Annotated in this window: 15 protein-coding genes and 1 tRNA gene; 8 read left to right on the forward strand and 8 right to left on the reverse strand. The window is 50.9% G+C overall.

Annotated features, from left to right (window positions below):
• Nucleotides 1-202: 202 nt before the first annotated feature.
• A complete protein-coding gene (locus tag QZ516_RS12565) occupies nucleotides 203-880 on the forward strand; it encodes a hypothetical protein (RefSeq protein WP_297190444.1) in 678 nt (225 codons plus the stop codon).
• Between the two features lie 11 nt (nucleotides 881-891).
• Nucleotides 892-1440, forward strand: a complete 549-nt coding sequence (locus QZ516_RS12570; protein WP_297190446.1) for a FlgO family outer membrane protein — start codon at nucleotides 892-894, stop codon at nucleotides 1438-1440.
• A 192-nt stretch (nucleotides 1441-1632) separates the two neighbouring features.
• Here QZ516_RS12570 and hisA read toward each other — a convergent pair whose 3' ends face one another.
• From hisA to hisB, 3 genes are all read right to left on the reverse strand, one after another.
• On the reverse strand, nucleotides 1633-2361 hold the full coding sequence (gene hisA / locus QZ516_RS12575; protein WP_297190449.1) for a 1-(5-phosphoribosyl)-5-[(5-phosphoribosylamino)methylideneamino]imidazole-4-carboxamide isomerase: 729 nt from the start codon (nucleotides 2359-2361) through the stop codon (nucleotides 1633-1635).
• A 79-nt stretch (nucleotides 2362-2440) separates the two neighbouring features.
• Complete coding sequence (gene hisH, locus QZ516_RS12580) at nucleotides 2441-3094, reverse strand: imidazole glycerol phosphate synthase subunit HisH (RefSeq protein ID WP_297190452.1); 654 nt, start codon at nucleotides 3092-3094, stop codon at nucleotides 2441-2443.
• Between the two features lie 14 nt (nucleotides 3095-3108).
• The gene (gene hisB, locus QZ516_RS12585; protein WP_297190455.1) at nucleotides 3109-3702 is read right to left on the reverse strand and encodes an imidazoleglycerol-phosphate dehydratase HisB; all 594 of its coding nucleotides are present in this window, start codon (nucleotides 3700-3702) and stop codon (nucleotides 3109-3111) included.
• Between the two features lie 127 nt (nucleotides 3703-3829).
• Here hisB and QZ516_RS12590 point away from each other — a divergent pair, with 127 nt between their 5' ends.
• From QZ516_RS12590 to QZ516_RS12615, 6 genes are all read left to right on the forward strand, one after another.
• On the forward strand, nucleotides 3830-4108 hold the full coding sequence (locus tag QZ516_RS12590) for a hypothetical protein (RefSeq protein WP_297190456.1): 279 nt from the start codon (nucleotides 3830-3832) through the stop codon (nucleotides 4106-4108).
• 52 nt (nucleotides 4109-4160) lie between these two features.
• Complete coding sequence (locus tag QZ516_RS12595; protein WP_297190459.1) at nucleotides 4161-6173, forward strand: TonB-dependent receptor; 2013 nt, start codon at nucleotides 4161-4163, stop codon at nucleotides 6171-6173.
• 110 nt (nucleotides 6174-6283) lie between these two features.
• Nucleotides 6284-8428, forward strand: coding sequence for an AsmA family protein (locus QZ516_RS12600; protein WP_297190462.1), 2145 nt, complete (start codon nucleotides 6284-6286; stop codon nucleotides 8426-8428).
• Complete coding sequence (gene mutY / locus QZ516_RS12605) at nucleotides 8428-9495, forward strand: A/G-specific adenine glycosylase (protein ID WP_365333820.1); 1068 nt, start codon at nucleotides 8428-8430, stop codon at nucleotides 9493-9495. The genes QZ516_RS12600 and mutY overlap by 1 nt, the downstream gene beginning before the upstream one ends.
• A gap of 4 nt (nucleotides 9496-9499) precedes the next feature.
• Nucleotides 9500-9772, forward strand: a complete 273-nt coding sequence (locus QZ516_RS12610; RefSeq protein WP_036860025.1) for an oxidative damage protection protein — start codon at nucleotides 9500-9502, stop codon at nucleotides 9770-9772.
• 76 nt (nucleotides 9773-9848) lie between these two features.
• A tRNA-Phe gene (locus tag QZ516_RS12615) sits at nucleotides 9849-9924 on the forward strand.
• 190 nt (nucleotides 9925-10114) lie between these two features.
• Here QZ516_RS12615 and QZ516_RS12620 read toward each other — a convergent pair.
• The 5 genes from QZ516_RS12620 to QZ516_RS12640 form a co-directional block, all read right to left on the reverse strand.
• Nucleotides 10115-11428, reverse strand: a complete 1314-nt coding sequence (locus tag QZ516_RS12620) for a hypothetical protein (protein WP_297190464.1) — start codon at nucleotides 11426-11428, stop codon at nucleotides 10115-10117.
• A gap of 5 nt (nucleotides 11429-11433) precedes the next feature.
• A complete protein-coding gene (locus tag QZ516_RS12625; protein WP_297190467.1) occupies nucleotides 11434-12027 on the reverse strand; it encodes a mobile mystery protein B in 594 nt (197 codons plus the stop codon).
• Complete coding sequence (locus QZ516_RS12630) at nucleotides 12020-12481, reverse strand: mobile mystery protein A (RefSeq protein WP_297190469.1); 462 nt, start codon at nucleotides 12479-12481, stop codon at nucleotides 12020-12022. Before QZ516_RS12630 ends, QZ516_RS12625 begins: the two co-directional genes overlap by 8 nt.
• 479 nt (nucleotides 12482-12960) lie before the next feature.
• Nucleotides 12961-13389 carry a hypothetical protein gene (locus QZ516_RS12635; protein ID WP_297190472.1) on the reverse strand — a complete coding sequence of 143 codons (429 nt, stop codon included), beginning with the start codon at nucleotides 13387-13389 and terminating at the stop codon, nucleotides 12961-12963.
• Nucleotides 13390-13540: 151 nt separating this feature from the next.
• Entirely contained in the window at nucleotides 13541-14062 is a 522-nt protein-coding gene (locus QZ516_RS12640; protein WP_297190475.1) for a hypothetical protein, read from the reverse strand.
• Nucleotides 14063-14134 lie beyond the last annotated feature (72 nt).

Here is a 14134-nt window from a genome sequence, read left to right on the forward strand (position 1 = left end):
TTGATTTTCTTTATCCTTTTCGTTGGGGTTCGTCCCTCACCCCAACCTACGGGCTAAAATACTAGTATTAAAGGGGTCGGTTTACACCGACCCCTTTAATACTACTGGACTAGTTTGGCCCTTAAGTTGTGAGTATACTGTACAAACATTGGCCTTTTAGTCTTAACAATCCACTTGATAATTATCGAGAGAGGGAACTTCTATGAAAAAAACTGTAGGATGTTTATTAATCTTGCTTTTGGCGGGGTGTGCGGGAAAATTCTCAGAGTACCCCGAAGCAAAATCATATCCCCATTCAACCCAGCAAAAGCTGCAAGCAGCCTATCACTGGAAGGTTCTAGCAGCTAATGAAGCTGAACTGATTTCATCCAAGCTTCCTCCAAGCGGAATCGTCTATCTGGCATGCACCGCTTCTAAGTGTGATGGCAAGAACAAAGGCTCAAGTATTTTCGACAATACCTATAGAGATCTTCTGACATCTGAGATGGTTAACCGTGGGATAAAAATTTCAGTATCAGAATCTGGCGCAGATCACAAGCTGGCAGTCAATGTCAACACTGTAGAACATATTGATAGAAATAGCTTACCCCCAAAAATCGGCTATCGCACCGGTGTTCTCAGCTTTCTGGCAGGCCTTGGCACTTCCGCAAATAATTGGAGTGAACCAGCTTTGGCCTTAATCCCTTTGTCTGCAGCTTCTGATCTCCATCAATACTGGGCTGACCGGGCAGACGAGAGTATTACTGAAGTGATTATCACTACCCAAGTTACATCAAATGACCAAATAGTTTCCTCTAACAGCTCGATTTACTATTTTAACTCAAATGATTTCGATCACTACCAATCACAAACACGACTGTCTGTGACTGGTAATAGGTAGGGGGCTGACAAATGAAACTATCCAAAATCATATACGCCTTACTTCTATCCACTCTAATCGCTGCAACGTTATCGGCATGTACCACCTCAAACTCAAAGGCAGGGGGATTCGTTAGTGATGCTGATATTGTTGCCCTCAGCTATAAGGCTGCAGACCTTTTGATGGAGCAGGCAGGTGATAAGATAAAACCAAATAGCAACACAATTGTTGCCAGTTATGCAGATATAAACAACCTATCCGTATCATCAACTTTTGGCCGTATTGCCGCACAGCAAGTCGCTTCACGACTAACCCAGCGTGGCCATAAAATTACCGAAATGTTGCTAAGAAAAGATATTTATATCCAGGAACGACAGGGTGAGTTTGTCCTATCACGTGCTTTGAAAAACATCTCAGTAGAACATGATGTTACACAAGTAGTAGTAGGCACCTACGCTGTGGCCTCAAGAAATATCTATATAACGGCTAAGCTTATACGGACTTCCGATAGCGAAATCCTAGGCTCAGTGGATTACACCCTACCCTTGGGTCCAGATATGCGCCAACTGACCCGGAACTAGTCCTGATGGCTCATTAAGACTGTATGCTATACGTATAGTGGTAGTATCAGTTGACGCAAGCTTTCATAGATCACCCTCCAAGCCGCTTACCCAGCGGCTTTTTTCTTAGCTTCTACGCAATTAAAACAGTCGGAATCAAAGTGAATTAAAGGGGTTGAATTAAATGGTTCGTAACGATTATTTGTTAACCAATCAGCCATCGCAGAGCCGCTGTGCTTCAGCGACATCCAGGGTGCCTTCATAGATGGCACGACCGGTAATGGCACCGAGGATGCCCTGGTCGGCCACTCGGTTGAGGGCGACGATGTCGTCCATATTGGTAATGCCACCGGAGGCAATTACCGGAATTGAGGAGGCCTGAGCCATCGCCACTGTGGCATTCACATTGACGCCCTGCATCATGCCGTCGCGGTCGATGTCGGTGTAGACGATGGCGCTGACGCCGTCTGCCTCGAAGCGTTTGGCCAGATCGGCGGCCAGCACTTCGGTGACCTCCGCCCAGCCATCGGTAGCCACGCGACCATTTTTGGCATCGAGGCCGACAATAATATGGCCGGGGAACTGTTTACACATTTCGGTCACGAATTCCGGCTCTTTCACGGCCTTGGTGCCGATAATCACGTACTGAACCCCGGCCTTCAGATAGGCCTCGATAGTCTCGGCATTGCGAATACCGCCACCAATCTGGATCGGCAGGTTCGGGTAGGCTTTGGCAATGGCGGTGACGACTTCGCCATTGACCGGCTCGCCGGCAAATGCGCCATTCAGATCCACCAGATGCAAACGCCTGGCACCGGCATCCACCCATCTGGCTGCGGTTTCCAGCGGGCTGCTGGAAAATACGGTGGAATCGTCCATACGACCCTGGCGCAATCGCACACATTCACCGTCTTTTAAATCAATCGCGGGGATTATCAGCACAATGTATTCCTGTTTCTTTATAAATGGTTTTCTGGCTAACGATTATCTGGCATTGCGGGCCGGAACAATGCCGACCCGATCAATCACCGCGCCATGAGACAAAGTTGCTCAACAGTTGCAGCCCGGTCGTGTGACTTTTTTCCGGGTGAAACTGCACGGCAAACAGGTTGTCATGAACCAGCGCGGCGGCGAACTTGACCGAGTAATCACAGGTCGCGGCCACCAACTCTGGGCGGCTTTCGTCCACATAGTAGCTGTGTACAAAATAAAACCGGCTGTCCTGTTCAATGCCGTGCCACATGGGATGGTCGATGGTCTGGTGAACCCGGTTCCAACCCATGTGCGGAACCTTCAGTTTTTCGCCGCTGTCATCCCGCAGATGGTGACCAAAAAACCGCACCTCACCCGGCAGGATGTTCAGGCAATCAACACCATTATTCTCTTCGCTGTGCTCCAGCAGCGCCTGCATACCGACACAGATTCCGAGCACGGGCTTTTCCTGCACGGCTTTTGCCACAAACCGGTCAAAACCCAGTCGCCGGATTTCGGCCATGCAGTCACGGATGGCACCGACACCGGGAAAGACGATCCGGTCAGCGTCCTCGGCCTCTGTGGTATCCGAGGTGATTATCACCTCGGCCCTTGGCGCCACGGACTCAAGGGCCTTGGCAACGGAATGAAGGTTGCCCATGCCGTAATCCAGCACGGCAATACGGGTACGAAAATCTGTCATAGACGGCTCTTTATTTACAGTGTGCCCTTGGTCGAAGGCATCACTCCGGCCATTCTGGGATCCATCTCAACCGCCATACGCACGGCGCGGCCAAAGGCCTTGAAGATGGTTTCAATCTGATGGTGGGCGTTGTGACCACGAAGGTTGTCGATGTGCAGGGTCACGCCCGCGTGGTTAACAAAGCCCTGAAAGAATTCGTAACTGAGATCCACATCGAAATCACCCACTCGGGCGCGGGCAAAATCGACAGACATCTCCAGGCCCGGGCGACCGGAGAAGTCCACCACGACTCTGGATAACGCCTCGTCCAGTGGCACATAGGCGTGGCCGTAGCGACGAATGCCCTTCTTGTCACCCAGCGCCTGCTGGAATGCCTGCCCCAGGGTGATGCCGATATCCTCCACCGAGTGGTGGTCATCGATATGGGTATCTCCTTCGGCTGTTACCGTTATATCAATCAAACCGTGACGGGCAATCTGGTCCAGCATATGCTCGAGAAACGGGATGCCGGTGGCAAAATTGACCTGCCCGGTTCCGTCGATATTTACCTCAACGCTAATCTGGGTCTCCAGCGTATCGCGTTTGACTGTTGCTTTCCGTTCCGCCATCTGCGTCTCCAACCTGTGTCCCGTTATCGGGCCGTCCCATTATAGGGCCCTCACCGCCACCCTTCCATAAGCAGGAGGAAGTCATTACACTCACCGGCTGTTTATTACACTTATCTGCCTGACCTTTATGCGCTTGCGAAGCCCCAACATCCTTCTCGTCTGCCTGTTGGCTGTCACTACCCTGTGGCTGAGCGAGACGGCGGCCGCCCATGTGCATCTGGACAATCACACCGTCAGTTGTGAGATTCTCCACAGCGCCAGCGGTGGACTGGCCACCCTGCAAAGCCAGTCGCCGGATTTTCTGTTACAGCTTGTCAATGCTGGAATTACCGCAGCACCGGCTTCGACCCATCATCTCCAGCCCAGTGCACCGCGCAACAGTCGCGCCCCACCTGCCTATCACTGAACACACAATTCAAGCTCTGAATTTACCTGTTTAAGTTATAGGAATTACACCCATGAAAACGCCTTTTATGGTAGCGCTGGCCGTGTCCAGTCTGCCCTGTGTCGCCCTGGCGCAAAGCCAGCACCACAACGAAATCAATGAAGTCATCATCTCCGCTTCACCATTACAGGAGGACTCTGCCGGGATAAAACAGTCCGTCAGTGTTCTGTCGGGTGAAAATCTGCGCAACAAGGCCGCCGCAACCATCGGTGAATCCCTCAAGGATGAACTCGGCGTCACCAACCAGGGGTTTGGTCCCGGGGTTGGCAAACCCGTGATTCGCGGTCAGAGCGATAACCGTGTTCGCGTCCTGCAGGATGGTCTCGGCACCATGGATGCCTCTACCGTGAGTGGCGATCACGCAGTCACCACGGAAGCATTGCTGGCGGAACGTATCGAAATCCTGCGGGGACCGGCCACACTGCGCTATGGCAGCGGTGCGGTCGGTGGCGTAGTCAATGTCATCGACAACCGGATTCCCGACAAGGTGCCCGAGAAGCTTGAAGGTGCCGTGGAATATCGCCATAACACCGCCAGCGACCAGGACAGCACTGTGTTCAAACTGGATGGCGGCGCCGGCAGCTGGGCGTGGCACCTGGACGGTATTTACCGGGAAAGCAATGACCTCAAGGTTCAGGGTTATGCCCAGGAACCGGAACCCGGTGAAGAGCCCGAAAGCACCCGTGGCTATATCGAAAATACCGACACCCGGGCCGACGCCTTCAGTGCAGGATTATCCTGGATAGGCGATGAAGGTTTTATCGGTATGTCGTTCAGCCAGATCAACAATGAATACGGTATACCGCCGGGATCCCACGGGCATCACGAAGAAGATGACCACGATGACGATCATGACGATGAAGAAGTTGAATTGATTCGCATCGATATGGAACAGACCCGGATTGACCTGAAGGGCGAATGGGCAAACATCCTGCCCGGTATCGAACTGGGCCGCTTCCGTCTCGGCTATAACGACTATGAGCACATAGAACTGGAAAGCGGTGAAAAAGGTACCAAATTCTTCAATGAAGCGTTTGAATTCAGGGGAGAACTGGTACACAGGGAAATTGCCGGCTGGAAAGGCGCTTTTGGTACACAGCTGGAAGATCGCCGCTTCGGCGCCATCGGCGATGAAGCCTTCGTACCCAAGTCCGATATCCGTCAGGGTGGGTTGTTCTGGGTGGGCGAAACCACGCACAACCAGTTCACCCATGAGCTCGGGGCCCGCTTTGACCGGCAAACCATAGACCCGGACAACGGTTCCAAAATCAGCCATAACATTTACAGCCTGTCCGCGGGCAGCCTCTGGCAAGTGACCGACGAGCAGTCGTTGAGTCTGTCACTGAGCCGCGCAGAGCGCGCTCCTGTCGTTGAGGAACTGTTGTCCAATGGCCCCCACTTCGCCAGCCAGAGTTTTGATATCGGCGATAGAGACCTCGATGAGGAAACCAGCCACAACATTGAGCTGGGCTACCGCTACCAGGGACCGGTTGATCTGAAGCTGAGTATTTTCTACAACAAAATTGATGATTTTATCTTCAAGAAAAATACCGGCGAAGAACACGAGGAAGAGGAGCTGGATATCTATCAATTCCAGCAACAGGATGCCACCTTCAGGGGTGCCGAAGCCTCACTGGTCGTTCCATTCAGAGATAACTGGCAGGTGGAAATATTCGGTGATTACGTGCGTGCCAAGCTGGATAAAGGCGGTGATGTGCCGCGAATCCCGCCACTGCGTTATGGCATAGCACTGGATTATCAGGCCTACAACTGGCACACCGGCTTCCGGCTCACCGACGTCAAGAAACAGAACCACGCCGGTGAATTTGAAGAGGATACCGACAACTACACCCGCCTGGATGCCCACTTCAACTACCATGTGGATACTGCCGCCGGGGACTGGCTGTTCTTTGCCAAGGCCAACAACCTGCTGGATGAGGAAATCCGTAACTCCACCTCCTTCCTGCGGGAATTCGCCCCCGAGTCGCGCCTGAGTCTGGAGCTGGGGGTACGTTACAGCTTCTGATCAGGCAGCGGCACCAAGCCGTCGCGTATCGGTAAACAATCACGGCCATTGCGAGTAACATAGTTGCCTGCAATGGCCGTTTTGGCTTTCCCGGACAGAGAGTGATACCCATGAAACTGCTAAGAATTATATTGGTAATGTTACTGGTGTTGATGTTGGTTGTGGCCGGGGGCGTAACTTTTCTGCTATTTGGCGTCGACCCGAACACCTACAAACCTGAACTGGAAAAACTTGCCCGACAGAACGACCTCGAGCTGAAAATAGACGGTGACCTGAGCTGGTCGTTCTTTCCCAATCTGGCCGTTCAAGCGGGCAGCTCATCACTCACCGCCACCAAAGAAGATACCGGAATACCCGATATAAAATTTCGGGAAGCCAGCCTGATCCTCGACTGGAGAGCACTGCTGACACGCACTGTTCGCCTGCAAGCGATCACCTTTGATGGTGCCGATATCCGCACAAAAACAGCCGCCGAAGCCGCCAATGTGGCGGCGCTGCCCGGGGCCGCTGCCGCTACCAGTGACACAAAAACCGGTGACCTGCCTTTTGAGCTGGCCATTGATGAAATCTCCCTGACCGATAGCCGGATCACCGTGACATCACCAGACGCACCTGACCGGATATTCGAACAACTGAACTTTACCAGCACAAAACTCAATCTCGATGGCAAGCCCTTTGCCATCAACCTCGAATTCATCACCGCGCTCCCCGACCAGCCGACCCTGCAAGTCACACTGCAATCCTTTGTCGCCGTTGAGGCCAGTCCACAAAAACTCACCCTTTCCGATGCCAGACTATCGGTAAAAGGGCTGGAGAAACTGCCATTGACGTTGAAGTTCAATGCCGATTATGAGGGTGACACAGACAGCCTCTCCGTCACAGACATCACCGGCAAGCTGGGATCGGCGAGCATTACTGGCGCGGTCAATGGCGCAGGACTGCAAACCACACCTGCGCTGCAGGGCGAGCTGTCGTTGCAGAACCTGATCCTCGCAGAGCTGCCGATGGAGACGCCGGAGGGTTTCAAAAAGGTTGGTATCAGCAGCACGTTTGCGGTATCGGAAAAAACCGTCGCCCTGAGCAACCTGAAACTGGCGCTGGACGAATTTAATGCGACCGGCAACATGACCATGCAACTCCAGGGGACTCGCCAGCTATCCATGAAAATAGAGGGCAATCACCTTGTCCTGCCCGCCACCAGCGAAACGGAATCCACCGAACAGCAGGCCGCCCTCCTCACCCCACTGCTGGCACCACTGGCACTGCTCGAAGGCGGCAAGGGCGAAGTGGAACTGAGCCTGGCAAGCCTGACGGCGGATAACATCCGCGTGGACAACCTCCTCCTCAAACTGCTGGCCAATGGCAAAGTAGTGCAAGTCAGCGAACTCTCCGGCGGCATATTTGGCGGCACCTTCAAAACCACCGCCAGGGCAGACCTTGGCAGAGCCACCCCAACCGTCAGCTTCACCCAGAACGTCGCTGCAATAGACCTGCACAAAGCGCTGGTGACACTGGCCGAACAGGGCGACATCCACGGCAAGCTGACCATGAACTTCACCGGCAACAGCGCCGGCGACAGCAGTGATGCACTGCTGGACAACATGAACGGCAACGGCGACTTCAGCTTCTCGGAGCTACAGGTCGACAACATCAATGTGGAAAAAAGTTATTGTGAAATGGCCTCGCTGGTAGAGGGCAGAACCTTGACCGGCAAAACCTGGCCAAATCACACCACCCTGCAGGACATGCAGGGCACCATCAAATGGCAGGACCAGCAGATTACCCTGCCCGGCTTTACCACCGGCATTGGCAATATGCTGGTTTCCGGCAACGGCTCCGCCCACCTCGGCAGGGAAACCTACGACATGCTGATCAAGGCCAATCTGCGCGGCGATACCACCTCGGAGACCGGCTGTACGATCAAAAGCAAATCCATCCAGAACCGGGACATCCCATTCCGCTGCACCGGCTCTTTTGCGGAAAACGGTGGGGGCAGTTGCCTGCCGGACAAGCAATTCATCAACCAGCTGATTCAGGGCAAAGTGCAGGACCTTCTCAAGGAAAAGCTGTTTGACAAATACCTGACACAGCCATCTACAACCACAGAAGAGCCCTCAGCCAATAAAGAGCCGTCAGCGGTTGAAGAGCCTTCAGCTACGGAGGAGTCCTCAACCAAACAAGAGCCTTCAGCCGAAAAAGAGCAAGACCCCAAAAAACAACTCATCGATGAGGTGCTCAAGGGTATTTTCCAATAGTGTCCGCAATATTTTCCGAACAGCTGCTGTGCTGGTTTGGCCGGCACGGCCGCAAGGACTTGCCCTGGCAGCAGAACAAAGACCCCTATCGGGTATGGGTGTCGGAAATCATGTTGCAGCAAACCCAGGTCAGTACCGTTATCCCCTACTTTCAACGGTTCATGGCGCGTTTCCCCGACATTTCATCACTGGCAAAAGCCCCGCTCGATGACGTGTTGCAACAGTGGACCGGTCTCGGTTACTACGCCCGGGCCCGCAACCTGCATCGCTCGGCACAGCTTGTTTGCACAGAACATGGCGGTGTTTTTCCGGATACCCAGGAACAATTAATGGCACTGCCCGGCATCGGCCGCTCCACCGCTGGTGCCATCTGTGCCATTGCCCTCGACAAGCGGGCCGCCATCCTCGACGGCAACGTAAAACGGGTGCTCGCCCGCTACCATGGCATCGACGGCTGGCCCGGCCAGACATCAGTCGCCAGACAACTCTGGGAATTAGCCGAGCAACACACCCCAGCGCAACGCTTTGGCGATTACACCCAGGCGATCATGGATCTCGGCGCCACCCTCTGCACCCGCAGCAAACCGACCTGCAGCCAATGTCCGCTGTCAGAGGGATGTAAAGCACTGGCAGAGGGCACACCCACCCGCTACCCCGGCAAAAAACCCCATCGACAACAGCCGGTTCGCCAATGCCTCTTTCTGGTCATTCAAAACCCGGCAGGGGAAGTGCTGTTACAGCAGCGCCCCGCCAGTGGTCTGTGGGGCGGACTCTGGGTGTTTCCCCAATGCGACCATAAAGACGAGATAGAACAGACCTGCAACAGCCTCGGTTACCGCGCAACAGACTGGGAGTTACTGCCCGGCCGACGTCACAGCTTCAGCCATTACCATCTGGACTACCAACCGGCGCTGATCACCGTTCAGCCACAGCAGCAGGTCATGGATACCAGCGCGCTGGTCTGGTATAACCCCCAGTCAACACTGGCGGTGGGCACCGCCCAGCCCGTCAGGCAACTTTTACAGGAATTGCAAGCACGGCAACAACCCAACCAATCAACAAGGTAATCCCATGGCACGTATGGTTCACTGCAAAAAGCTCAACCGGGAACTGGAAGGACTCGATGCACCGCCCTTCCCCGGCCCCAAAGGACAGGATATCTACGAACACGTCTCAAAACAGGCCTGGCTGGAATGGCTCGAACACCAGACCCGCCTGATCAACGAGAAACACCTCAACATGATGGACATGACCGCCCGCACCTACCTGAACGAACAGCGGGACAGGTTTCTCTCCGGTCAGGACATCGACCAGGCGGAGGGCTACGTACCGCCTGCGGAATAATTTCCGCGCCCACCCTTGACGCTGGAAATATGAGAAGGTTTAATACGCGCCTTCGCCAGTTACCACTGGTAGAAATGCCCAGATAGCTCAGTTGGTAGAGCAGAGGATTGAAAATCCTCGTGTCGGTGGTTCGATTCCGCCTCTGGGCACCATTTTAAAGGCCTGCGACTAATCGCGGGCCTTTTTCATTTCTGGGCTGTGCCAAAATTGTGCCCTGGGATGGAGACGGGGCCATGTAAAGCACAGAAGACCGGTGAAAATTAAATGGGAATGGTTCTCAGTTGTCACCGACCCCTTTATCCCTGTTTTATTTTTGTTTGATCTTTATTGGCGTTAAATAGCTTACTCACTGTGAATAAAAATCGAGATATCATACTGACCAGGCTTACCATTAGGCCAGTCTTCCTTGATCACAGATATGCTCTTTCCTTTAGCTGTAACCTGCTCGTTCCTTGCCTCCATGATTGCCCGGATAAGGGCCTCGTCCAACTCTTCGCCCAAAGCTTTATTTATCAGAACGCGACCAACCTCTATAAGCTTTTCTTTTGCAACCTGCTCTTGATCAGGCTGATGCACATAAAGCTTGAGCTTTAAATCTTTAGCTATCTTTGGATTACCCGAGACGTAATACCACAAAGAATTTGGTAATATATCATCTCCGATTTCCACGTTATTGGAAGAGACAAACCATTCGCCCTCCCCCACATACTTATAATCTCCGGCCTTAAAGCCTTCCTCTCTCAAAAAATCCTTTGCTTTTATTGGCATCCATCCATCTTCTAACGGAACCGGATTATCCTTTATTTCATATTCAGCAAGTTCCCTCATATCTGCTATCGAACTTCTTACTTCTTCCCGACTATTCAGCGGAGATATAAAGGTTGTGTGAGACCACCTTTCGAGAAGTTTAAAACGCAGATTAAACCCAAATATCGCTTTCCACTTGGCGTATCGGGAAACATCTCTGTTTGATGAGTTTATTTCTATCTGGCCAAACACCCGCTCATAGGATGAATAAACTGCAACCATGTAGACGAAGGGCAAGAACAGTAAGGATAGTATTATTGGCGTTGTGAAATCGGTCAGAGTTCCCCAAACAAAAAACTCTCCCACATGGATATAAAAATTATGTCCAGTATATGCCAAAACCAGCAATCCGAAGGGAGTCGACAACTTATCGAAAAAATCTACGACGATCTTATTTTCTTCCTGTAACTTTAAAAACTCATATACGGCCATAACAAAAAAAGAAGCGGGAACAAGGATAAACTCAACAAGAAACGGAAAACTGTAAAAGGTCACCACAAATTCGATGACCGCAACGAGGTTAATGTTATCCCTCACAGCCTTTTTAAAATAATTAGGATCTTCCCGAATTTGATCGTGACGAAACAACGTGACAAGCGCTGCTGTAACTGTCCAGATAATTGTCGTCTTGGTTTGGTCGAAATCCCATAGCCCGACTTCCGAAAGCATGTAAATCAAAAAAGCTATATAGGTCAGCATAAGAAGATATATCCTGACAAGAGCTTTATGAAATGCTGCTTTTATTAAATCTCGAAGTGATTTACGAATGGTCTCCTTGCTTAGAGAAAATGCCAAAGCAATACAAAACCAAATGAATAGCGAAACTTCCCTATTGTTAAATAAATCCATCTTTTCTATTCGCTAACAAAATCCAACAATGGCTCATAGTCGCCCCCATCGGCGGCTCGGAGCGCGTCTATATAATCTGCGCGACGTTCATTCATTTCCTGGAGATCATACCCGCCGTACCAGTCTATAGCGTCTTCGTCATAGAGCTTTTCGAGCAAGGCATCGGCCATAAATCGCGCAAAGCGACCGTTACCGTTTGGAAACGGATGGATATAAACGAGCTTATGATGAAAGCGTGCCGCCGCTTCTATCGGGTCATAGGTATCGTTATCCACCCAATACTGAACATCGCCCAAGAGCGTCCAAAGCTGTACGGAAATGTGGATCGGATCGATACCGATACTCTTTTCCGTCTGGCGATAGGTGCCCGCCCACGCCCAGACCTGACCGAACATTTTTTGGTGTAGCTTGCGTGCAAAATGATCGGTTAGAAGATCTTCGCCGCTCTGCCTATCCAGCCATGAAAGGCCGGACGTAATATTGGCCTGTTCGAGCTGATCCAGCTCTCCTCTTGTCGAGATGTGTGAAAATTTCAGTCCTGCCATCTCGTCGGGATCAAGGGGCGTTGCGCCTTCCGGCTCGTCCAGGTCGTCAATCATTCCATAGCTCCGCAGGAAGGTTCTTCACCAACTCGTCGGTTAATCGTTCAATCTCAAAGTCTATCCTGTCACTAGTCAGGGTTTGAGCCTCAAGGGCCATATGCTGATTGACCTTTTTGACCTTGGCTTGGGCCTTTTCCCTCGCCCGCTTACGGATCAGCGTTTCTATATCCTTCTCAGGTACTATCGCATAGACAAGGCGACAACCCATGGCTTCTGCGGCTTCACGCATTGCCTTGATCGTCACGCGCCCTTCCAGCTCGGCTTTCTCTGTATTGGAAATGGCCGCTCGGGTAATATCCATACGGCGGGCTAGTTGTGCGCCCGACATACCGAGTGATTTTCTGACCGTCCTGATCCAGCCCTCTTTGGGCACAGAAAGACCGCGCACCGTTTCAGCGGCGCGATCAACCTGGCTTTGAATCTGTTGCAAGACGATCTTCTTAATACTCATTGTTAACCTATAAATTTACATTAAAACAAATAACGTATATCTATGCATATACACTAAACTTATTAACGTCAAGTTATTATTTGACATTAAGATAGTTAAAGTCAAGCTATAGATTGACAAAAAGACTCGAAATGAGTCCAGATAGGTGGTACAGCTTATATTGTCCTAGAGTTACGCAAGACCAACCTATTCTTTGTAAATCAATAGGTTACAAAATCGCTGTGAGAGTGTGGTTCTCGAAGTTCGATTCCGCCTCTGGGCACCATTTTAAAGGCCTGCGACTAATCGCGGGCCTTTTTCATTTCTGGGCTGTGCCAAAATTGTGCCCTGGGATGGAGACGGGGCCATGTAAAGCACAGAAGACCGGTGAAAATTAAATGGGAATGGTTCTCAGTTGTCACCGACCCCTTTATCGCAGTAGCGTAGCCGCCGAAAAACGGAGCGAAGCAAACTGCATTAGGTTGACAACCTTGTAATATTTAGGGTTTGAGAGCATCTTTAAAAAACCTTGCTGTCCAGAGCAATGTATCTGGGTCTGATGAAGTAATTCCGCCAATTTCAAAAGCATAGCGATCTTTGACAAAAGCATCACTTAATTCGGCTAATATGTTTTCTAACGTACTACAAGTAACATTACATGGATGGCTTTCGAATTTCTCGCTTAGTATCTTTCTCCTATCTTGTTCTAATTTGCCAAAAATCTTATCAAGTTCATGGCCTCGAATATTGCTTCCAGAGAATAATCGTGTAATTTGCGCATCGCCAACTCTGAGGATCGTACGCTCCGTTGATGTTGCCTCGATGCACTTCAAGAATAGCTCAATAGAAAAAGCCAAATTCGCTTTATAGGCATGATAGAAAGTATCACGTTCTACAGCTTTACTCTCAGCAATTTCAGCAATATTCAAATACCCTAACGCGAATTTGTATATCTCGGAATTACACTTCATTGATGCAAAACACCTCTTAAATATAACGACCCAACTCAGGTGACCGCTGCCACAGAGCGACGATAGGACATCGCGGTAGCGGGTCACCTGGAGTGCAGTATTAGAAGCATTACGAATCATTGGCTGATAACTCTGGGGCCAATGATTCATAGAATAGAACAGGTCCACGGGTAACTATTTTTGCCAGTTCAGAAGCTCTTTCAGGCTTCAGTTTTGGACCTTTAGCTATCACTTCTCTTGTGAATTCAAGGTACTCTTCTAAATGTCTTTCGGCTTCTTTAAGGTTTAGAATCTTCAGGATCATTCTTGCTCTGCGCAGGGGCTGATTCTGGCTTATCAGGTTCTGCCTTGCCGCTTCCATATCAATTTCCCCTTCCAGACCTTGCACATGGTTGCTAATAGCAAAAGCATATGTGCCAATGAGATGCTCAAATTCAGCTATTTCACCTGCTGCTTTTAATATTAATTCGTGACGTTTTCTTAACGCTTCTTTGGCGTTCTCATTCTTGTGATTTAGGCGTGTAATAAAGTAGGTGGATAGTGCGCCTATGGCACCACCAAGCAGTGTGCCAAGAATTGGAAATCCTACTTTTACTGTGTCTGACAATAATTGTATTTCTTCATTTGTCATACATGGGCCTTGTGCTTTGGTCATACCCACAAAAAGTAGACACTCTAACTATGCGGCTACTGCCGCAATCCT

This window comes from uncultured Porticoccus sp. (assembly GCF_913061305.1).
GTDB lineage: Bacteria > Pseudomonadota > Gammaproteobacteria > Pseudomonadales > Porticoccaceae > Porticoccus.